Origin of the sequence: Amycolatopsis sp. VC5-11, assembly GCF_037034185.1 — a bacterium.
GTDB lineage: Bacteria > Actinomycetota > Actinomycetes > Mycobacteriales > Pseudonocardiaceae > Amycolatopsis > Amycolatopsis nivea.
In genome coordinates, this window is sequence record NZ_JBAGKF010000006.1 from 325,328 (window position 1) to 345,242 (window position 19,915).

Here is a 19,915-nt window from a genome sequence, read left to right on the forward strand (position 1 = left end):
CTGTGCCGGACACCACACTGCCGGTCTTCCTCGCCCCGGCGGTGCCCGCCGAAGGGCGGGCGCTGCTCGACGGCGAGGAAGCCCGGCACGCGGCCACCGTGCGCCGGCTGCGCGTGGGGGAGCAGCTCGTGCTCTCCGACGGCGCCGGCGCGATGGCCCGCTGCGCCGTGGACGCCGTCGAAGCGGGCCGGGCGGCCTCGGTCACGCTCACGGTTCTCGAGCGCTGGCAAGAAGAACCGCCCGCGCTGCGCGTCCACGTCGCCCAGGCCCTCGCCAAGGGCGACCGCGGGGAATTGGCCGTCGAACTGGCCACCGAAGCCGGCGCGGACGCGATCGTGCCCTGGCGCGCCGCCCGCAGCGTCGCCCGCTGGGACGACGGACCCCGCGGCGAGAAAGCCCTCGCCCGCTGGCGCGCCACCGCCCGCTCGGCGGCCAAACAAGCCCGCCGCGCTCACGTGCCCGCCGTCGCGGAACCAGTCGGTACCCGCGAGCTCGCACAACTGGCCGCGACGATGTCCGCGACGCTCGTCCTCGAATCCGGCGTCACCAGCAAACTCACCGACCTCGACCTCCCCGACGGCGGCGACCTCCTCCTCGTCGTCGGCCCCGAAGGCGGCATCACCGACGACGAACTCGCCGCCCTCGAACAAGCCGGAGCCACCACGGTCCGCCTCGGCCCGACCGTCCTCCGCACCTCCACCGCGGCCGCCGTCGCACTAGGCGCACTGGGCGTCCTCACCGGCCGCTGGCACTGACCGCCCGGCGCCCGCGAAACCCGGCAGAACCCCTAAACATCCGCACCAGGTGATGGCGCGCCGCAGCCCCGCCAGCTACTCTGCTTCGCAACGTGGGAACACAAGGGTTTCAGCCCGCCCCCACGCGGGCATTACCCTTGAGTACGCGAACCCATACCCCGCCGGGCACCTCCCCCCTCGGTCCGGCGGAGCCGCGGCGGCGGTGGAGCGACCCCCAGGCTCCACCGCGCCGCGGCGTCTTCGTATCGCCTGGCGGCGATCCTTCGCCGCCGCTGGTTCCGCCATTACTCCCGGGGGGCCGAGCCCCCCGGACCCCCACGGTGCGGTGGTTGCGTGTCGTGCGTTCGTCGCCTTGGCGAGTGGGGTGGTTGCGTGGCGTGTGTTCGTCGCCTTGGCGAGTGGGGGTTTGTAGGGTGTCGCGTATGAGCGATGCGGCGGAGACGTTGTTCGAGCGGATTATTGCTGGGGAGATTCCGGCGGATGTGGTGTATCAGGACGACGCCACGTTTGCGTTTCGGGACATCAATCCGCAGGCGCGGGTGCATGTGCTCGTGGTGCCTCGGAAGAGGTACCGGAACGTCGGGGAGTTGGCGGAGGCGGATCCGGAGTTGTTGAGCGCTGTGTTGTTGACGGCGCGGAAGGTTGCGGAGATCGAGGGGATCTCTGGCAGTGGGTATCGGGTGGTTTTCAACACTGACGCCGATGCCGGGCAGACGGTGTTTCATGTGCATGCCCATGTGCTCGGCGGGGAGCAGCTCGGGTTGTTCGGGAAGCCGCAGGCCGGGGTGCACTGAAACCGGGCTGCGAGCGGGTGTCGGGGACAAGTAGCATCTATGGGGTCCCTGTACGTTGACTTGCGAAGTGCGCAGAAAGCAGGACCGAGGCCACGTGGCCGGAACTGAGACGGGTGGAGCCGCCCGACCTGACAATCGGGTATCGGCCGAGGCACAGGTTCGATTCCCGATCCCGGAGGCGGCTCAGCTGAGCCTGCTGGGGTCCCGGGACGAGAACTTGCGGGTGGCCGAAGAACTGCTGGCTGCTGACGTGCACGTGCGCGGCAACGAGGTCACGCTGACCGGTGCCGCGGCCGATGTGGCGTTCGCGGAGCGGGTCTTCACCGAGCTGGTGCAGCTCGCCGGCGGCGGGCAGCAGGTCGGGCCCGACACGGTGCGGCGGACTGTGGGGATGCTGTCCAGCGGCGACGCGTCGCCCGCGGAGGTCCTGAGCCTCAACATCGTGTCGCGGCGCGGGAAGACCATCCGGCCCAAGACGCTGAACCAGAAGCGGTACGTCGACGCGATCGACAAGCACACGATCGTTTTCGGGATCGGGCCCGCCGGTACCGGCAAGACGTATCTCGCGATGGCGAAGGCCGTGCAGGCGTTGCAGGCCAAGCAGGTCACGCGGATCGTGCTGACGCGTCCGGCGGTCGAGGCCGGCGAGCGGCTCGGGTACCTGCCGGGCACCTTGAACGAGAAGATCGACCCGTACCTGCGGCCGCTCTACGACGCGCTGCACGACATGGTCGAACCGGAGTCGATTCCGCGGCTGATGCAGGCGGGGACGATCGAAATCGCACCGCTGGCCTACATGCGCGGCCGGACGCTGAACGACGCCTTCATCATCCTCGACGAGGCGCAGAACACCACGCCCGAGCAGATGAAGATGTTCCTCACCCGCCTCGGGTTCGGCGCGAAGATCGTCGTCACCGGCGACATCACCCAGATCGACCTCCCCGGCGGGCAGCGCAGCGGGCTCCGCGTCGTGCGCGACATCCTCGGCGGCGTCGAGGACCTGCACTTCGCCGAGCTCACCAGCCAGGACGTCGTCCGGCACAAACTGGTCGGCGACATCGTCGACGCGTACGAGAAGTGGCAGGCCGTGCAGGACGCGCAAGAGCAGCAGACCGGCGGCTGGAAAGGCACCCGCCGATGAGCATCGAGATCGCCAACGAATCCGGCGTCGACGTCGACGAGGCGTCCATCGTCTCCGCCGCGCGCTACACGCTGGAGAAAATGGAGGTCAGCCCGCTCGCCGAGCTGTCCATCCTGTGCGTCACCCTCGAGGTTATGGAAGACCTCCACGAACGCTGGATGGACCTGCCCGGGCCCACCGACGTCATGGCCTTCCCGATGGACGAACTCGACTCCTCGCGCCGCCCCGACGCGCCCGACTCGTCCCCGGCGCTGCTCGGCGACATCGTGCTCTGCCCGGCCTTCGCGAAAGACCAGGCGAAAACCGCGGGCCACCGGCTGATCGACGAACTGCACCTGCTCACCGTCCACGGCTGCCTGCACCTCCTCGGCTACGACCACGCCGAACCCGCCGAGGAACGCGAGATGTTCGGGCTGCAGAAGCGGATCCTCGGCGAATTCCAGGCCGCGGTCGCCGCGCACCAGGCCCGCGACGCGCAACGCGACGTCGACGACCGCGTGCTCGGCATCGCCGGGCTCGACGCGCCGCGGCCCGGGGAAACGCCCTAGGCTCCGACGATGGGAAACCCCCCGGCACAGGTCGTCATCGCGGTGACGCTGGTGCTGCTCGCGGGCGTGTTCGCCGCCGCGGACGCCGCGGTCGGCACGGTGTCGCAAGCCCGGGTCGACGGCCTCGTCCGCAACGGCCGCGTCGGAGCCCGCCAGCTCGCCGCGGTCGTCGCCGAACGCCGCAGGCACATCAACCTGCTGCTCCTGCTCCGGCTGGCCTGCGAACTCACCGCCACGGTGCTGGTCACCGTGTCCTTCGTCGCCTGGTTCGACCGGCTGTGGCTCGCCATCCTGGTGTCCGCGGTCGTCATGGTCGTGGTCAGCTACGTCCTCATCGGCGTCGGCCCGCGCACCATCGGCCGCCAGCACCCGTACCGCGTCGGCACGATCGTCGCCGGGCCGGTCCGCGCCCTCGGCACCGTCCTCGGCCCGCTGTCGCGGCTGCTGATCGTGCTCGGCAACGCGATCACCCCCGGCCGCGGCTTCCGCGAAGGCCCGTTCACCTCCGAGGTCGAACTGCGCGAACTCGTCGACCTCGCCCAGGAACGCGGCGTCGTCGAGGACTCCGAACGCGAGATGATCCACTCGGTGTTCGAACTCGGCGACACCGTCGCCCGCGAGGTCATGGTGCCGCGCACCGAGATCGTGTGGATCGAACGCACCAAAACCGTGCGCCAGGCCCTCGCGCTCGCGCTGCGCACCGGCTTCACCCGGGTCCCCGTGATCGACGATTCGGTGGACGACATCGTCGGCGTGGTCAACATCAAAGACCTCATGCCCGAGTACATGGGCCCGGACGGGCCGAGCACGGTCGTCGGCGCGGTGATGAACCCGGCGAGCTTCGTGCCCGACTCCAAACGGCTCGACGAGCTGCTCAAGGAAATGCAGCGCACGCACAACCACATGGCGATCGCGGTGGACGAGTACGGCGGCACCGCCGGCCTGCTCACCATCGAGGACATCCTCGAGGAGATCGTCGGCGAGATCACCGACGAATCCGACGCCGACGAACGCCCCGAGGTCGAGGAGCTCGAGGACGGGTCGGTCCGCGTGTCGTCCCGGCTCGGCGTCGACGACCTCGGCGAACTGTTCGGCATCGACCTCGAAGACCACGACGTGGAGACCGTGGGCGGGCTGCTCGCCGAGCGACTGGGTAGGGTCCCGCTGCCGGGGGCCGAAGCCGAGGTCGCCGGTCTTCGGCTGTTCGCCGAAGGGGGCAAGGACCGCCGCGGCCGGATGCGCATCACCTCCGTGGTCGTCCGGCCGTCGTCGGCGCGCCCGCGCACCCGCCCGCCCCAGCCCGAAGAGCACGACAGGAGAGTCGAACATGCCTGACCTCGACGCCGAGGACCAGAAGCTGGTCACGCTGGCCCGTTCGGCCCGCGCCCGCAACGGCGCGGACGAAGGCGCCGCGGTCCGCGACACCGACGGCCGCACCTACGCCGCGACCACGGTCGACCAGCCGTCGTTCAAGCTCACCGCCGTGCAGGCCGCCGTCGCCGCCGCGCTGTCCAGCGGAGCCGAAGGCCTCGAAGCCGCCGCCGTGGTCACCGCGGACGCGCTGGTCGCCGAGGCGTCCGTGCACGCGGTCCGCGACGTGACCAAGACCGCGCCGATCATCTTCGCCGACCCGTCCGGCGCCGTCGTCGAGGTGCTGCAGTCGTGACCGAACCGCACCGTTCCGGTTTCGCCTGCTTCGTCGGCCGCCCCAACGCGGGCAAATCGACGCTCACGAACGCGCTCGTCGGCACGAAGGTCGCGATCACCTCCAGCAAGCCGCAGACCACCCGGCACGCCATCCGCGGCATCGTCCACCGCGACGACGCGCAGCTGGTGATCATCGACACCCCGGGCCTGCACCGTCCGCGCACGCTGCTCGGCCAGCGGCTCAACGACATCGTGCACGAGACCTGGTCCGAAGTGGACGTCGTCGGGTTCTGCGTGCCCGCCAACGAAAAAGTCGGCCCCGGCGACCGGTTCATCGCCGCCGAGCTGAAGAAGATCGCCCGGCGCACCCCGGTGATCGGCATCGTCACCAAGACCGACCTCGTGAAGCCGGAGCAGGTCGCCGAGCAGCTGGTCGCGCTGCAAGAGGTGATGGAGTTCGCCGACCTCGTGCCGGTGTCCGCCGTCGACGGTTTCCAGGTGCAGACGGTCGCCGACCTGCTGGTGCAGCGGCTGCCCGAAGGCCCGCAGCTGTACCCGGGCGGCGAGCTCACCGACGAGCCCGAGCAGACCCTCGTCGCCGAGCTGATCCGCGAAGCCGCGCTCGAAGGCGTCCGCGACGAACTGCCGCACTCCATCGCGGTGACCGTCGAGGAAATGCTGCCGCGCGAGGACCGCGACGACCTCATCGACATCCACGCGCTGCTGTACGTGGAACGCCCCAGCCAGAAGGGGATCATCCTCGGGCACAAGGGCGAACGGCTGCGCGAGGTCGGCGCGACCGCGCGCAAGCACATCGAGCGGCTGCTGGGCACGAAGGTGTACCTCGACCTGCACATCAAGGTCGCCAAGGATTGGCAGCGGGACCCGAAGCAGCTCCGCAGGCTGGGTTTCTGACCGGTTGTGGCCGTGCCCGGCGGCGCGGGCGGGTAACGTCGAGCCGAACCGCATCCGATTTGTCCAGGGGGACCGCATGACCGGCCCGTATCCGCCGCAGGGCCCGTACCCGCCGTCGTACGGTTACCCGCCGCAGTATCCGCCGCCGCCGGACAGCAACCTGGTGTGGGCGATCCTGGCGACGGTGTTCTGCTGTCTCCCGCTGGGGATCGTCGCGATCGTCAAGGCCAGCCAGGTGAACACCTTGTGGTACCAGGGATACGCGGCCGAAGCGCACCGCGCGGCGGACGAGGCGCGCAAGTGGGCGATGTGGTCGGCGCTCAGCATCGCCATCCTGATCGGGCTGTACGTGCTCGTCGCGATCATCGTGCTGGCGGTGGCCGGGAACGTGCTCTGGTGGCATTGAGCACCGTCTACACCGGACAGTCGGCGCGCGGAACCCGTGCGGTGGCAAGGGCTCTCGCGGGCCCGGCGGCCGCGGCGGGCGGCATCGGCCTCGCCTGCGTCGCGGTGTGGTTCGGCGATCCGACCACCCCAGGCGGCCCGCTTCCGGTGTGCCCGACCAAGCTGCTTTTCGGGATCGACTGCCCGGGCTGCGGCGGGCTCCGGATGGCCTACAGCGTGCTGCACGGCGATTTTTCCGCGGCACTGCACTACAACGCGGTAGCGCTGGTGTTCGCCGCGCTCTTCGCGTGGAGCGGTCTCGCCTGGACGATGGGACGGCTGCGCGGCCGGACGATGCGGTCCTGGCTGCATTGGCGCTGGACGCCGCACGTCGTCGCGGTCGTGTTCGTCCTGTGGTTCGTGGCGCGCAACGTTCCGTTCTCGCCGTTCACCGGCCTGTACGTCTGAGTTAGCCCCGTTTTCGCTGTGCCTGGAACGGTTCCGGCGGCAGTGCCGTCCCCCGCATCACCCGATGCGGACACCTGCTCGGCCCGGCCTCGCCAGACGAGGTACGCTCCCGCGCACTGACGTGTCCACAGCGGACGCGGCCAGGCCCAGCTTGCTGCAACGAGGGGGACACTCGATGACCTATCCCTACGGCCAGTCCGGCGGACCGCCGTTCGGCGCGCCGCCGGGACAGCAGGCACCGGGGTACCCCCAGCCCGCCGGCTTCGGCCAGCCGTACGGCCGGGTCTACGCGGACTGGGGCCAGCGCGCCGGCGCCTATCTCATCGACTTCGCCCCGCTTCTCGGCGGGGTGCTGATCGCCCTGCTCGTGTCGCTGTTCTCCGGCGTCGGGGGCACGATCGTCTACCTCCTCGCGATTCTCGGCAGTCTCGCCTGGACGGTCTTCAACCGCTGGATCAACGGCGGCAACACTGGCCAGTCGCTGGGAAAGCGGATCGTCGGGATCAAACTCGTCGGCGAGGCCACCGGCGAACCGATCGGGGCCGGGATGGCGTTCGTCCGCGACCTCGCACACGCGCTGGACAGCATGGCGTTCGCGCTCGGCTACCTGTGGCCGCTGTGGGACGACAAGGCGCAGACGTTCTCGGACAAGATCCTCAGCACGGTGGTGCTGCCCGCCGGTTCAGAGCCTTCGGGCGCGGCTGGTTTCGGGCAGGGCGGATTCGGGCAGCCGGGCGGGTTTTCCGGTCAGCCTGGCGGGTTCGGTCAGCCGGGTCAGCCCGGAGGGTTCGGCCAGCCCGGCGGTTTTCCCGGTCAGCCGGGCGGTTTCCCTGGCGCCGCGCCGCAGCCTGGTTTCGGGCAGCCCGCCTCGGGCGGCTTCCCCGCGCAGCTGGCGCCGAACGCCGGTTTTCCCGCCGCATCGCCCAGATTCGGGGCCCCGCAGCCGGGATTCGGTCAGCCGCCGGTCCCGGGAACCCCGCCGCAGCAAGGATTCGGCCAGCCGCAGCCCGCGTTCGGGCAGCCGGGCCAGCCGCAGCCGGGATTCGGGCAGCCGTCCGCGGGAGCGCCGCAGCCGGGCCCCACGCCGTTCGACCAGCCCGAGCCGACCCAGGTCGTGCGCCCGCCCGCGCCCCAGCAACCACCGTCCGAAGCGTTCGGCGCCGCTGAACGCACCCAGGTCGTGCATCCGGCAGGCGAGCCGGAAGCGACGCAGATGATCAAGCCGGAATCGCCGAAGCCCGGTCCGGCCCAGTCCTGATCCGCACCGGATCACGGTAAGTACGAGGAACTCGGGGGAACCCAGATGACCAATCCCTACGGCCAGCCCCAGCAGCCCTACGGCGGCCAGCCGCAGCAGCCCTACGGCCAGCAGCAGCCGTACCCGCAGTCCGGTGCGACGCCGGCGCAGCCGTACCCGCAGCAGCCCTACGGCCAGCCCGCCCCGTACGGCCAGCCCGCTTTCGGCGGCGCGCCCGGCGGCGACCTGAGCGCCATCAAGGACTACAAGGGCTGGGCGATCGGCTGCATCTTCCTGATGTGGATCCTCGCGATCTTCGCGATCATGAAGTCGAACGAAGTCCAGTCGTACAAGATGCAGGGCAATTACGCGATGGCCCAGCAGGCGTCGCAGACGACGAAGACCCTGTGCCTCATCGCCACCATCATCGGGGCGCTCGCCTGGGTCGTCGCGATCATCATGATCATCGTGGGTCTCGTGGCCGCGTCCGAGGTGCACAGCTACTACTGCACCGGCAGCTACTGCTGAACCAGGGTGTCCCGCCCCGGCGTCGCCCCCGAAGTGGGACGATGTCGGGGTGGTGAACCTCTACCGCGACACCGGGGTGGTGCTGCGCACGCACAAGCTGGGCGAGGCCGACCGGATCGTCACCCTGCTCACGAGGCGGCACGGCAAGGTCCGGGCCGTCGCGAAGGGCGTGCGGCGCACGTCGTCGCGGTTCGGGGCGCGGCTGGAGCCGTTCGGGCACGTGGACGTGCAGTTCTATCCCGGCCGGTCGCTGGACGTCATCACCCAGGTCGAGACCGTCGACGCGTTCGCGCTGCCGCTGGTGGCCGACTACCAGCGCTACACCGCGGCGTCGGCGATCGCGGAGACCGCGGACCGGCTCTCGGCCGAAGAGGGCGAGCCGGTCATGAAGCTGTACCTGCTGGTCGTGGGCGCGCTGCGGGCGCTGGCCGGCGGGCAGCGGGACGCGTCGCTGGTGCTCGACGCGTTCTTCCTCCGGGCCATGGCCTACGCGGGCTGGGCCCCGGCCATCACCGAATGCGCCCGCTGCGGCCTGCCCGGCCCGCACGCCGCGTTCAACGTCGCCGCGGGCGGCTCGATGTGCCCGGACTGCCGGATCGCCGGTTCGGTGCATCCCGCGCCCGAGGTGCTGACCCTGCTGGACGCGCTGCTGCAGGGGGAGTGGGCGGTCGCGGAATCGTCGCCGGGAATCACCCGCCGGGACGCGTCCGGCCTGGTCGCGGCGCATCTGCAATGGCATCTGGAACGGCAGCTGCGGTCTCTCCCGCTCGTGGAGCGGCGTGCCCGGGAGGCCGCCGGTCCGGGCCCAGTAGGGTCGGCCGGGTAGGAAATCCATTCTTCAGGAGGCCGGGAGTGCTGCGCAGGGGACGGGAGACCCGCTCGGCGGGGTACGAGCTGCGGGCTCCGGATCCGCATCCCTCGGGCGCGAAGCCGCCGGAGATCCCGGCGGACCTGGTGCCGAAGCACGTCGCGCTCGTCATGGACGGCAACGGCCGCTGGGCCAACCAGCGCGGCCTGCCGCGGATCGAGGGCCACAAACGCGGCGAGGCCGTGATGATCGACGTCGCGAGCGGCGCGGTCGAACTCGGCGTGAAGTGGCTTTCGGTGTACGCCTTCTCGACGGAGAACTGGAAGCGCAGCCCCGAGGAAGTCCGGTTCCTGATGGGCTTCAACCGCGACACCATCCGCCGCCAGGTCGACTACCTCGGCTCGATCGGCGTGCGCATCCGCTGGGCGGGGCGGCGCCCGAAGCTGTGGGCGAGCGTGATCAAGGAACTGCAGGTCGCCGAAGAGAAGACCAAGAACAACACCAAGCTCAACATGACCATGTGCGTCAACTACGGCGGCCGGGCCGAACTGGGCGACGCGATGCGCCGGATCGGCCAGGACGTCGCGGCGGGGAAGATCAACCCGGACAAGATCGACGAGCGCACCATCGGGAAGTACCTGTACCAGCCGGAAATGCCGGACGTGGACCTGTTCCTCCGGCCGTCGGGGGAGCAGCGGACGTCGAACTTCCTGCTGTGGCAGTCGGCGTACGCGGAGATGGTCTACCAGGACACGCTGTTCCCGGACTTCGACCGGACCCACCTGTGGCAGGCGTGCCTCGACTTCGCGAAACGCGACCGCCGGTTCGGCGGCGCGGTGGACCAGGCAGGGAGCACGAAATGAGCACCGCGGAAGCCGCCGAGACCGGCGCACTGCTCACCCGGGCGCGCGAAGCACTGGAACGCTACCTGGAGGTCCACGTCGACGACGACGGTGCGATCACGTTCTCTCACGCGGACGTCCCGTGCGTCATCCAGGCCACCCGCCTCGCCGACGGCCTCACGGTGCTCAGCCTGACCTGCGTAGTGGCCTGGGACCTGCCCGACGACCCAGCCCTGGCGGTCGCGGTCGCCGAACGGGCCGGACAGGGGCTGTTCGGGACCTTGGGCGTCGGCCACACGGAGCGCGGGGTGGACGTGACCCTGCGGTACGCCTTCCCGGCGGAGGGGATGGATCCTTCGCCGCTGGGGACGCTGCTGATGCTGGTGGTTTCGACTGCTTCGCAGCTGCGGACGGAGTTGCCTGGGGTGGAGGCCTGAGTCAGGTTTCGGCTGGGCATGCGGTTTTTGCTTCGCTGCTGCTGTGGCCTCGGTCTGAGCGGTCTGAGCGGCCTGGTGGCGGGTTGGCTGCCTGATTGGCTTCGCGCTCCGTGTGTGTCGCTGGTGCCTGGGCTCTTGGCGAAATTTCCTTGGCGAGACCATGTTTCGTGCCCTGCCTGGCCCGGACGGACGGTGCTGGTGCCTCGCCCGCACGTGTTTCTGCTGCATCACGGATCTCCCTAGCCGGGCCCAACCTCGCGCCTTGACCAGTCCGCCGCTGGCAGGTGCCCTGCTTGGCTTCCGCGTTCGCGGCCACTCCGCTATCCGTCTGGGCTAGGGTCGCGCGCTGGGCTGGAGTTCTGCTGTCTGTTCGGTGTGCGGCTTCGCTGCTCTTCTGTGCAGGCTGCTGCGCCACTCGTCCCGGCTTGGATTGCGCTGCGTGCGAGCAATGCCGTTTGCGCAGTGTGCCGCTTCGCCGCCACGCTCGTCCGTCCTGGCTGCTGCGCTACTCGTCTTTGGCGTGGTCTGTGCGCTGGGTGCGGAGCCTTGCCCCTTGCTCGGTGTGGCCGTTCACCGACAAGCACTTCGGTTCACGCAGTTCCGCCATGGGGTCGCGCGCTTGACTGCACCTCTGTCGCCTGTCCGGTGTGCGGCTTCGCTGCCAAGCTTTCCTGCCCAGGCCACTCCGCTACTTGTCCCGGCTTGGGCTGCGTGCGGAGCCCCGCCACCCGCCCGATGCGCCGCTTTGCTGCCAAGCCCTTCCGTCCAAGCCACCCGCCCCGCCCCCGCTCTCTCTCGCACCGCCCGCCCGTTTCCGCCCCTTCCTCCCTCCCAATCGGGTGACATTCACGCAAAACCGGTGCGAGGGGTCCCCTCGCACCACCGGCGGCTGGGGTTCTGTCGGACCCGGCTGGCATCATCGCCTTCGTGGAAACCCTTTCCAACAACGCCGCCGAGGAACGCCCCCGCACGCGGCGCTTCCGGATCAGCTCCATCGAGATCCTGTGCGCCGTCCTGCTGGTCGCGGTCCTGGCGCAAAGCAAGCTCCAAGACCTCTTCGACGTGCCCGCCCTGCGCACCGGATCCACCGTGTTCGTCGCGGTGTGCGTGCAGGCGCTGCCGTTCCTCGTGCTCGGCGTGCTGATCAGCGGCGCGATTGCCGCCTTCGTGCCCGCCCGCGCGCTGGAACGGGTGCTGCCGAAGAAAGCGTCGGCCGCAGTCGGCGTCGCCGGGCTGGCCGGAGTCGCCTTGCCCGGCTGCGAATGCGCGTCGGTTCCCGTCGCGCGCCGGTTGATCGGCCAAGGCGTCGCACCCGCCGCCGCGCTCACCTTCCTGCTCGCCGCGCCCGCAGTGAACCCCGTCGTGCTGGTGGCCACCGCGGTCGCGTTCCCCGGCCGTCCGGAAATGGTGTTCGCGCGGTTCGCCGGCTCGCTCGCCACCGCGATGGTGATGGGCTGGATCTGGGCCCGCTGGGGCAAACTCTCCTGGATCACCGAACGGGCGCTGCGCCGCTTGCCCGATGTCGAATCGGGGCAACGGTGGCGCGTATTCGCCGAAACCGCCCGCACCGATCTCGTGGAAGCAGGCGGATTCCTCGTCCTCGGCGCGCTGATTTCCGCTTCGCTCAACGTTCTCGTGCCCGCGAAGTGGTTTGAAGTGCTGTCCGGGCAGATCATCGTCGGCGTCGTGGTGATGGCAGTTCTGGCCGTGGTCCTCGCGTTGTGCAGCGAGGCCGACGCCTTCGTCGCCGCCTCGCTCACCGCCGTGCCGTTGCTGCCGAAGCTGGTGTTCCTGGTGGTCGGCCCGGCCATCGACGTCAAGCTTTTCGCTTTGCAGACCGGCACTTTCGGCCGTTCCTTCGCCGCACGGTTCGCCCCGGTCACCTTCGTGGTGGCGATCGCGTGCGGGACCGTCGCGGGCGTGATCTTCCTCGGAGGCGTCCAATGAGGCGCGAAACGCAGAACGTCCTGCTGATCCTCCTGGGCGGCGCCCTGGTGAAGATCGCGCTCAACGGCGACTACCTGCGCTACGTAAAACCAGCCCAGCAACCATGGATCATCGCCGGCGGCGCAGTGATGCTCGTGCTGGGCGCGACAGCCATCATCCGCGACATCGCAGCCGCACGCGCCGCGGCGAAAGCAGCGAACGAATCCGAAGCAGACACCGAACATCCAGACGCGCACGGCCACCACCATCACCCCGCGCGCTCAGCCTGGTTGCTCGTCGTCCCGGTACTGGCGGTGTTCCTGGTCGCCCCGCCCGCACTCGGCGCGGATTCGGTCACCCGCACCGAAGCACGCCTTCCCGCCAGCGCCGCGACCACCTCCGCTGCCGCGTTCCCTCCGCTCCCCGCCGGAGCGGTGGTGCCGATGGCGATGAACGAGGTCGTCACGCGCGCAGGCTGGGACGCCAACGGCACCATGAACGGACGCACCGTCGAGATCTCCGGTTTCGTCGTGCACACCGGAGGCCAAACCCTGTTGGCCCGCTTGGTAATCAGCTGCTGCGCAGCCGACGCGGCCCCCGTCACTGTGCACCTCAAAGGCGGCGGCGCCGACCGCTTCCCGAGCGACACCTGGCTGCGCGTCGCGGGCCAGATCGTCCCGGGCACCGCGACCCAGGCCAACGGCTACACGCCGGACCTGGTCCCGGTGACAGTCGAACGGATCACCGCGCCGAAGGATCCGTATGAATACTGAGAGGACCAACGCCGCCGACACGCCCGCCGCACCCGCCTCGGAACGCGGACCGCCGCCTCGGCCCGCCCGGTGCACCTGAGTTTCTTCGGCTGATCCCCGGAGCGTCCTGCTCGTGCGCTGTTTCAAGCCCGCCGCTTGACCAGCTCTCGAACGGACCCCGTCCACGGTCGGCCCGAGTTCCTCAGAGTTGCGAAACCCCGCGGCCCGACGGCCTCGCAGCGGCTCCGCTTGCCGGAAGCCTGCTCCGACCCCTGGACGCCCGCGTCTCCGCCCAGCCCGGAGCGATTCCGCCGCCGGACACCGGTCGGGTCGCCTGCCCGACGGGCCTGGCCGACGAGGGCTACGACGCGAACGTGGGTCACGTGCGGACGAGCCCCGACGCCGATAAGGGCCGAGACGCGAGCGTGGGCCACGCTGCAGACGAGGGCTGTGATGCCGACGAGGGCCGCGACGCGAGCGTAGGTCACGACACGGACGACGCCCGCGGTGCCGACAAGGGCCGTGACGCGGACGAAGGTCACGACACGGACGACGCCCGCGGTGCCGACGAGGGCCGTGACGCGGACGAAGGTCAGCTCGCGTGCTCGGCGCAGGTGCCGGTGATCTCCACGGTGTGGCTAATGTCGGTGAACCCGTGGTCCGCGGCGATCTTCTCCGCCCAGCGCTCCACCGCGGGACCCTCGACCTCAACCGTGCGCCCGCACACCCGGCACACGAGGTGATGGTGGTGGTGCGACGAGCACCGGCGGTAGATGGCCTCGCCGGAGTCGGTGCGCAGCACGTCGATCTCACCCGCCTCGGAGAGCGACTGCAGCGTCCGGTAGACGGTGGTCAGGCCGATGCCGTCGCCGCGCTTGCGGAGTTCGTCGTGGAGCTCCTGGGCCGAGCGGAAGTCGTCGACGGTGCTCAGCAGGTCGACCACCGCCGCACGCTGCTTCGTGGAGCGCCGGCCGGGCACCGGGACCGGTTTGGGGGCCGAGGACATCGTCACTTCCCTTCCTGCACGTGGGCGACCGCGTCGACGACGATGTGCGCCAAGTGGTCGTCCACCAGCCGGTAGACGACCTCGCGGCCGCGCCGCTCGCCCTGGACCACGCCCGCGGTCTTGAGAACGCGGAGGTGCTGGCTGATCAACGGCTGGGCGACGTCGAGTTCGTCCACGAGTTCGTGCACGCACCGGTCCGCCTCCCGCAACTGCAGCACGATAGCGATCCGCACCGGAGCGGCGAGCGCCCGGAGCAGTTCGCCGGCGTCGGCGAGCACGCCGGGGGGCATGACCGCAGGCCCGGAACTGGCGGGCCGCCCCGCCGAGCCGCCTGCGTCGACGGGATGCGGCGGGTCCGCGGGCAGTTCTGCCTGACCGTCGGCGGCAGCCTCGTCCGCGGCCGCGGAAGTCCCGGCGTTCTCGGTTGCGGTCGGGGCCGGAGCGGCAGGACTGTCTGCTCCGGTCTGGTCTGCGGCGGCGGAGGTGCGCTCGGCGGCAGTCGCGGTGTTCTCGGTTGCGCTCGGAGCTGGAGCGGCAGAACTGTCTGCCTCGATGTGGTCTGCGGCAGCGTTCTTCACTGAGGCCTCGGCGTTCCTGGTCGTCGTCGGTCCCGGGGTGTCGGAGTCGCCCGCAGCCGGGCTGTGGTGTTCTGCGAATGCCTCGGTCGTCGCGGAGTGCGGGGCTGCCGGACCGGCTGCGGCTGCGTGGGCTGCTGAGGCCTCACCGCCACCGGTCGATGCCGATACCGGGGCGGCTGAGTCCGCGGCAGACGCTTCTGCCGGGACGGAGTGGTTCACGGCCGGGGTCGCCGCAGCCGGACCTGCGGCACCCGAGCTCGCCGCCGCCGAGCCCGCGGCAATCGAACCTGCGGCACCCGAACCCGCCGAACCCGGAGACCCAGCTCCCGCACCGTCGGACAGGGCGCTCGAAGGTGCCGACGTCATCGCTGCCTCCACTCGCGTCCCGCGTCCGCTCCGTCTCGCCGCGTCCCAGGGCCGGGCGCCGACCAGGGGACGGCGTTTCCGAAGCCGGATGTCATTGCCGATAACCTTCGCCGCCATCGTAGTGTTCCCTTCCTCGGGCGCGGTGATCGCCGGGGCCCGGGGGACCGGCGTTCCGGATTGACCCGATCGGGTGAGTTCGTGAAGATGTGGCTTGTCGGCTTCGCAAGTCGTGACGAACGGTGCAAGGTTGTCTCGGGGGCGATTCGTCGCGTCTCGTACAGTGGCGCATCGCTCGGGGTTGCCGGAGGGCAGTGGGGAGACATGACTCGTTTCGTGACGAAGGCCGCGGTGGCGGCCCTGGTGGCACTGCCGGCGCTGGCCCCGGCCGCCGCGGCGCAGACCCAGGCCGGGCAGGCCGTCGACGAGAAGACCGGTCCGGTGTCGTTCGCCAACGTGGCGTCCGTGCGCCTGGGCGGCGACCCGCAGCACGGCGGCGCGCTGATCACCGAGACCCAGCGGTCCCCGCTCACCCCGGGCCAGTCGCAGCTCGGCACGGACCGCGTGGCGGTGCCGAAGAACGACGGCGAGCGCAATACCTTCGGCCCGAACTACGAGATCGACCTCGGCAAGTACGCGGACAGCTCGGTCAGCCCGTACCCGCAGGGCATCGCGAGCCGCGACCACCAGGTCGTCGCCGCGCTGCAGACCACGCACGTGCCCACCGCCGTCGCGGAGACCAACTACGCGCTGCGCGACAACGGCCGCAAGCAGCTCAAGGCGGTCGGCAACACGATGCTGGTCCTCGAGGGCGCGCGCAGCTCGGTCGACTGCTCCGGCCCCGGCAAGGTCACCGGCACTACGACCGCCGCCCGTGTCTGGGTGCGCGGCGAGGACGACGTGCTGAAGCAGGTCGCGATGCCCGCCACCGGGACGCTCAGCGTCACCGGCCTCAAAATGGGCTCGCCCACCCCGGTGGCGCAGAGCGACCCCGGCAAGACCACCTCGGACCTCGTCGTGTCCCGCGTTTCCGCGTTCGACCAGCTGATCAAGCAGGACGGCTGGCGCTCCGGCGACGTCACCGCGCAGGCCGGCTGGCGTGTCGAGATCACCACGCACGCGCGCGACGCCAAGAACACCAAGCTCAGCGACGTGCAGACCACCATGGTGCTCGGCGGCGTCAGCTGCTCGATCCCGAAGAACTTCGTCCCCTCGGCCGGCAACGGCTCGGGCAGCGGGGGCACCGTGCAGCAGCCGACGGTGCCCACCGAGGTCCCGGCCGGCTACCTCGGACCGCAGGCCGCCGCGCCGTCCGACGACCTGCGCCTGCCGCTCGGCTTCGGCCTGCTCGGCGGCGGGCTGCTCTTCGGAGCCGTCGCGATCGTGCTCGGCCGGCGCCGCGCGGCGCGGGTCGTCCGCTCCCGCGGCGAATAGGGCCGTGCCGCGCACCGTGCTCACGGTCGCGTCGGCGGTGATCGCCGTCCTGGCGATCGCGGCCGGCGTGATCGTCCTGACCTGGGTGCCCGCGCCGAGCCCGGTCGCCGTCGCCGACCCGCCGCCCGGCTCGCTGCCGGGCGAGGACGGCGCGCCCGCCGAACTGCCCGCGGACGGCCAGGCGATCGGCCTGCAACGCCCCGGCAGCATCCGGCTGCCCGACGGCTCCGAGGCCCGGCTGAAGCGCACCGAGATCACCCAGAAAGGCATCCTGCCGATCCCGCGCGGCCTCGGCGACGCCGCGTGGTGGGGTGCCCGTCTCGGCGCGCAGCAGGGCGCGGCGGTGTTGTCCGGGCACGTCAACTGGGCAGGCACGAAGGGGCCCTTCGACGACCTGTGGCGCGTCCGCACCGGCGACAACGTCAGCATCGTCGACGCGTCCGGCGGCCGCTGGCTCTACCGCGTCACCGGCGCGACCACGATCCCGAAGGAACAGCTGCCCGCGCAGGCCCCCGGCTGGTTCGCCCAGACCGGCCCGCACCGCCTGGTCCTGGTCACCTGCGGCGGCGACTACGTCGGCGGCACCGAGGGCTACGACGAGAACCGGATCGTCACGGCGGACCTGGTCTCCCGGCCGGACTGATCCGCCAGACCTGCGGGGCCGCGCCGCCAGATCTGCGCGACCGCGCCGCCAGACCTGCGGGACTGTGTCGCCAGACCTGCGGGACCGTCTGGCCGAGCTCAGTGACCCCGGTCCGCCCCGCCCAGCACGCCGCGACCGCTGCGCCGCCGTCTTGCCAGCCCGCCGCGACCGCGCCGCCTGCACGCTGCGGCCGCGCCGCCACCGCCCAGCACGCTGCGGCCGCGCCGCCACCGCCCAGCACGCTGCGGCCGCGCCGCCAACACGCTGCGGCTGCGCCGCGACTGCGCCGCCCAGCACGCCGCGACTGCGCCGCGTGACGGGTCCCCTCATCCGCGACCGCCCGCCAGCACCAAGATCGCGAACGCATCCAACGTCCCGGCGAAAGTCCGTGCAACCTCATCCCCGCCCCACCGCATGTCTCCCCGGAGAAACTTCCAGACCAGGGGAGCACGATGCAGGGGACACAGGCACAACCAGCACGCAAACGCGGCGCGGTGATCGTCGTGAGCGCGGTCGTCGCGGTGGCGGCGGTCATCGCCGCCGTGCTGATCTTCTTCACCGGCAACGACAATTCGGCGCAGCCGCCGCAGCAGACCGGCACCGCGCAGGTCGGCGCCGGCCAGCCCGGAAACAGCCAGGCAGGCAACACCCAGCCGGACCCCGGACAGACCCCCGGCACCGTCAAGCTGCCCGGCGGCGGGCAGGCGAAGCTGATCGCCGAGGAGGTCGGCGCGGACGGCGCGCTGCCGATCCCGAAGAGCCTCGGCGAAGCGGCCTGGTGGGGGTCCGGCCTCGGGGCCGCGCAAGGCGTCACGCTGCTGTCCGGGCACGTCAACTGGGCGGGCAAGTCCGGGCCGTTCCAGGAGCTCTGGAAGATGAAGGCGGGCCAGGTCGTCACCGTCGCCGACACCGCGGGCAAGGAGTGGGAGTACAAGATCGACGAGGTGCGCACGATCCACAAATCGGACCTGGCCGCCGAATCCGCGAAGCTCTTCGACCCCGACGGCCCGCACCGGCTGGTGCTCGTCACGTGCGGCGGCGACTACGTGGGCGGCCAGGAGGGCTACGACGACAACCGGGTCGTGACAGCCTCGCCGGTCACCCGTTCGTGACCTCCGACCTGCGCGGAGGCTCCCGGGACCGGCCGGATACGCTGGACCTTCCGATAACTGTCCCCGCATGCGTCCGGAGCGTGGAGTGCCCGCCAACAAAATCGAAACCGTCGTCAGTCTGTGCAAGCACCGTGGCTTCGTCTTCCCGTCGGGAGACATCTACGGCGGCACCAGGTCGGCGTGGGACTACGGGCCGCTCGGCGTTGAGCTGAAGGACAACATCAAGCGCCAGTGGTGGAAGACCGTCGTGCAGAGCCGCGAGGACGTGGTCGGCATCGACTCGTCGGTGATCCTGCCGCGCCAGGTCTGGGTCGCCTCGGGCCACGTGAACGTGTTCACCGACCCGCTGATCGAGTGCCTCTCGTGCCACAAGCGGTTCCGGGCCGACCAGCTCGCCGAGGACTTCGAGGCGCGCACCGGCAAGACCACCACCGAGGACGACCTGTCCGAGGTGCCGTGCCCGAACTGCGGCACCCGCGGGAAGTACACCGAGCCGCGCGACTTCAACATGATGCTGAAGACGCACCTCGGCCCGGTCGAGACGGAGGAAGGCCTCGCGTACCTCCGCCCGGAGACCGCGCAGGGCATCTTCGTCAACTTCCTCAACGTGCAGAAGGCCTCGCGCAAGAAGCCGCCGTTCGGCATCGGCCAGATCGGCAAGTCCTTCCGCAACGAGATCACGCCGGGCAACTTCATCTTCCGCACGCGCGAGTTCGAGCAGATGGAGATGGAGTTCTTCGTCGAGCCGGGCGACGACGAGCAGTGGCACCAGTACTGGATCGACGCGCGCACCGACTGGTACAAGGACCTCGGCATCAAGGCCGAGAACCTGCGCCACTTCGAGCACCCGAAGGAAAAGCTCTCGCACTACGCGAAGCGCACCGTCGACATCGAATACCGGTTCGCGTTCAACGCCGGCCAGGAGTGGGGCGAGCTGGAAGGCATCGCCAACCGCACCGACTTCGACCTGACCACGCACTCGAACCACTCGGGCGTGGACCTGTCGTTCTTCGACCAGGCCTCGGGCCAGCGCTACCGGCCGTTCGTGATCGAGCCGGCCGCGGGCGTGGGCCGTTCGATGATGGCGTTCCTCGTCGACGCGTACGACGAGGAAGAGGTGCCGAACGCCAAGGGCGGCACCGACAAGCGCACCGTGCTGCACCTCGACCCGCGGCTCGCGCCGTTCAAGGCCGCGGTGCTGCCGCTGTCGCGCAACGCCGACCTGTCGCCGAAGGCGCGCGACCTGGCCGCGCGGCTGCGCAAGCACTGGAACGTCGACTTCGACGACGCCCAGGCGATCGGCCGCCGCTACCGCCGCCAGGACGAGATCGGCACGCCGTACTGCGTCACGGTCGACTTCGACACGCTCGAGGACAACGCGGTGACCATCCGCGAGCGCGACAGCATGAAGCAGGAGCGCATTTCGATCGACCAGGTCGAGTCGTACCTGGCCGGTCGCCTGCTCGGCTGCTGACCGCCCGCGCAACCGTCCCGGACGGCCCCTTCCCGCACCCGCGGGGAGGGGCCGTTTGGCGTTTGCCCCCCCGGCACCCCTGACACCTGTCACGGTCGGGTCGTGACGCTCGGCCTGCGTACC

22 protein-coding genes are annotated in these 19,915 nt (G+C 70.6%); 20 read left to right on the forward strand and 2 right to left on the reverse strand.

Annotated features, from left to right (window positions below):
- Positions 1–2 precede the first annotated feature (2 nt).
- The 16 genes from WA670_RS21075 (at position 3) to WA670_RS21150 (ending at position 13,203) form a co-directional block, all read left to right on the forward strand.
- Complete coding sequence (locus WA670_RS21075) at positions 3–755, forward strand: 16S rRNA (uracil(1498)-N(3))-methyltransferase (protein WP_037813609.1); 753 nt, start codon at positions 3–5, stop codon at positions 753–755.
- A gap of 422 nt (positions 756–1,177) precedes the next feature.
- Positions 1,178–1,549, forward strand: coding sequence for a histidine triad nucleotide-binding protein (locus WA670_RS21080; protein ID WP_037813605.1), 372 nt, complete (start codon positions 1,178–1,180; stop codon positions 1,547–1,549).
- A gap of 94 nt (positions 1,550–1,643) precedes the next feature.
- Positions 1,644–2,690, forward strand: a complete 1,047-nt coding sequence (locus WA670_RS21085; protein WP_134733035.1) for a PhoH family protein — start codon at positions 1,644–1,646, stop codon at positions 2,688–2,690.
- Positions 2,687–3,238, forward strand: a complete 552-nt coding sequence (gene ybeY, locus WA670_RS21090) for an rRNA maturation RNase YbeY (RefSeq protein WP_043837412.1) — start codon at positions 2,687–2,689, stop codon at positions 3,236–3,238. The genes WA670_RS21085 and ybeY overlap by 4 nt, the downstream gene beginning before the upstream one ends.
- Before the next feature lie 9 nt (positions 3,239–3,247).
- Positions 3,248–4,573, forward strand: coding sequence for a hemolysin family protein (locus WA670_RS21095; protein ID WP_037813598.1), 1,326 nt, complete (start codon positions 3,248–3,250; stop codon positions 4,571–4,573).
- Positions 4,566–4,904, forward strand: a complete 339-nt coding sequence (locus WA670_RS21100) for a hypothetical protein (protein ID WP_043837413.1) — start codon at positions 4,566–4,568, stop codon at positions 4,902–4,904. The genes WA670_RS21095 and WA670_RS21100 overlap by 8 nt, the downstream gene beginning before the upstream one ends.
- Positions 4,901–5,800 carry a GTPase Era gene (era, locus tag WA670_RS21105; RefSeq protein ID WP_037813591.1) on the forward strand — a complete coding sequence of 300 codons (900 nt, stop codon included), beginning with the start codon at positions 4,901–4,903 and terminating at the stop codon, positions 5,798–5,800. Before WA670_RS21100 ends, era begins: the two co-directional genes overlap by 4 nt.
- 76 nt (positions 5,801–5,876) lie before the next feature.
- Entirely contained in the window at positions 5,877–6,206 is a 330-nt protein-coding gene (locus tag WA670_RS21110) for a CD225/dispanin family protein (RefSeq protein ID WP_043837415.1), read from the forward strand.
- Positions 6,197–6,652, forward strand: a complete 456-nt coding sequence (locus WA670_RS21115; protein WP_336158609.1) for a DUF2752 domain-containing protein — start codon at positions 6,197–6,199, stop codon at positions 6,650–6,652. Before WA670_RS21110 ends, WA670_RS21115 begins: the two co-directional genes overlap by 10 nt.
- A 175-nt stretch (positions 6,653–6,827) precedes the next feature.
- Positions 6,828–7,910: an RDD family protein gene (locus WA670_RS21120; RefSeq protein WP_336158610.1), complete on the forward strand. Its 1,083-nt coding sequence runs from the start codon at positions 6,828–6,830 to the stop codon at positions 7,908–7,910.
- A gap of 45 nt (positions 7,911–7,955) precedes the next feature.
- Positions 7,956–8,417: a CD225/dispanin family protein gene (locus WA670_RS21125; RefSeq protein ID WP_336158611.1), complete on the forward strand. Its 462-nt coding sequence runs from the start codon at positions 7,956–7,958 to the stop codon at positions 8,415–8,417.
- Between the two features lie 49 nt (positions 8,418–8,466).
- Positions 8,467–9,243, forward strand: a complete 777-nt coding sequence (gene recO / locus WA670_RS21130; protein WP_037813585.1) for a DNA repair protein RecO — start codon at positions 8,467–8,469, stop codon at positions 9,241–9,243.
- Between the two features lie 26 nt (positions 9,244–9,269).
- On the forward strand, positions 9,270–10,088 hold the full coding sequence (locus WA670_RS21135) for an isoprenyl transferase (RefSeq protein ID WP_037813582.1): 819 nt from the start codon (positions 9,270–9,272) through the stop codon (positions 10,086–10,088).
- Positions 10,085–10,504, forward strand: a complete 420-nt coding sequence (locus WA670_RS21140; RefSeq protein ID WP_037813576.1) for a YbjN domain-containing protein — start codon at positions 10,085–10,087, stop codon at positions 10,502–10,504. The genes WA670_RS21135 and WA670_RS21140 overlap by 4 nt, the downstream gene beginning before the upstream one ends.
- 927 nt (positions 10,505–11,431) lie before the next feature.
- Positions 11,432–12,451: a permease gene (locus tag WA670_RS21145; RefSeq protein ID WP_167754346.1), complete on the forward strand. Its 1,020-nt coding sequence runs from the start codon at positions 11,432–11,434 to the stop codon at positions 12,449–12,451.
- Complete coding sequence (locus WA670_RS21150; protein WP_037813572.1) at positions 12,448–13,203, forward strand: TIGR03943 family putative permease subunit; 756 nt, start codon at positions 12,448–12,450, stop codon at positions 13,201–13,203. Before WA670_RS21145 ends, WA670_RS21150 begins: the two co-directional genes overlap by 4 nt.
- A gap of 571 nt (positions 13,204–13,774) precedes the next feature.
- On the opposite strand, the gene WA670_RS21155 is transcribed toward WA670_RS21150, so the two are convergent.
- A complete protein-coding gene (locus WA670_RS21155) occupies positions 13,775–14,188 on the reverse strand; it encodes a Fur family transcriptional regulator (RefSeq protein ID WP_162473063.1) in 414 nt (137 codons plus the stop codon).
- Positions 14,189–14,190: 2 nt separating this feature from the next.
- Positions 14,191–14,553, reverse strand: a complete 363-nt coding sequence (locus WA670_RS21160; protein WP_037814175.1) for an ArsR/SmtB family transcription factor — start codon at positions 14,551–14,553, stop codon at positions 14,191–14,193.
- A gap of 900 nt (positions 14,554–15,453) precedes the next feature.
- Between WA670_RS21160 and WA670_RS21165 the strand changes: the two genes are divergently transcribed.
- The 4 genes from WA670_RS21165 to WA670_RS21180 all read left to right on the forward strand — a co-directional run bounded on the left by WA670_RS21165 (position 15,454) and on the right by WA670_RS21180 (position 19,792).
- On the forward strand, positions 15,454–16,563 hold the full coding sequence (locus WA670_RS21165) for a hypothetical protein (protein WP_336158612.1): 1,110 nt from the start codon (positions 15,454–15,456) through the stop codon (positions 16,561–16,563).
- Positions 16,564–16,567: 4 nt separating this feature from the next.
- Positions 16,568–17,206: a class F sortase gene (locus tag WA670_RS21170; RefSeq protein ID WP_043837428.1), complete on the forward strand. Its 639-nt coding sequence runs from the start codon at positions 16,568–16,570 to the stop codon at positions 17,204–17,206.
- A gap of 452 nt (positions 17,207–17,658) precedes the next feature.
- Positions 17,659–18,318: a class F sortase gene (locus tag WA670_RS21175; protein WP_043837430.1), complete on the forward strand. Its 660-nt coding sequence runs from the start codon at positions 17,659–17,661 to the stop codon at positions 18,316–18,318.
- 85 nt (positions 18,319–18,403) lie between these two features.
- Positions 18,404–19,792 carry a glycine--tRNA ligase gene (locus WA670_RS21180; protein ID WP_037813558.1) on the forward strand — a complete coding sequence of 463 codons (1,389 nt, stop codon included), beginning with the start codon at positions 18,404–18,406 and terminating at the stop codon, positions 19,790–19,792.
- The last annotated feature ends 123 nt before the right edge of the window (positions 19,793–19,915 follow it).

What these genes read in the sequence shown, in the direction of transcription:
- WA670_RS21120 (WP_336158610.1), top strand. Translation starts at nt 6,828, where the DNA reads ATGACCTATCCCTACGGCCAGTCCGGCGGACCGCCGTTCGGCGCGCCG.
- ybeY (WP_043837412.1), top strand. Translation starts at nt 2,687, where the DNA reads ATGAGCATCGAGATCGCCAACGAATCCGGCGTCGACGTCGACGAGGCG.
- WA670_RS21100 (WP_043837413.1), top strand. Translation starts at nt 4,566, where the DNA reads ATGCCTGACCTCGACGCCGAGGACCAGAAGCTGGTCACGCTGGCCCGT.
- WA670_RS21125 (WP_336158611.1), top strand. Translation starts at nt 7,956, where the DNA reads ATGACCAATCCCTACGGCCAGCCCCAGCAGCCCTACGGCGGCCAGCCG.
- WA670_RS21165 (WP_336158612.1), top strand. Translation starts at nt 15,454, where the DNA reads ATGACTCGTTTCGTGACGAAGGCCGCGGTGGCGGCCCTGGTGGCACTG.
- WA670_RS21080 (WP_037813605.1), top strand. Translation starts at nt 1,178, where the DNA reads ATGAGCGATGCGGCGGAGACGTTGTTCGAGCGGATTATTGCTGGGGAG.
- WA670_RS21095 (WP_037813598.1), top strand. Translation starts at nt 3,248, where the DNA reads ATGGGAAACCCCCCGGCACAGGTCGTCATCGCGGTGACGCTGGTGCTG.
- WA670_RS21110 (WP_043837415.1), top strand. Translation starts at nt 5,877, where the DNA reads ATGACCGGCCCGTATCCGCCGCAGGGCCCGTACCCGCCGTCGTACGGT.
- WA670_RS21140 (WP_037813576.1), top strand. Translation starts at nt 10,085, where the DNA reads ATGAGCACCGCGGAAGCCGCCGAGACCGGCGCACTGCTCACCCGGGCG.
- WA670_RS21150 (WP_037813572.1), top strand. Translation starts at nt 12,448, where the DNA reads ATGAGGCGCGAAACGCAGAACGTCCTGCTGATCCTCCTGGGCGGCGCC.
- WA670_RS21175 (WP_043837430.1), top strand. Translation starts at nt 17,659, where the DNA reads ATGCAGGGGACACAGGCACAACCAGCACGCAAACGCGGCGCGGTGATC.
- WA670_RS21155 (WP_162473063.1), bottom strand. Translation starts at nt 14,188, where the DNA reads ATGTCCTCGGCCCCCAAACCGGTCCCGGTGCCCGGCCGGCGCTCCACG.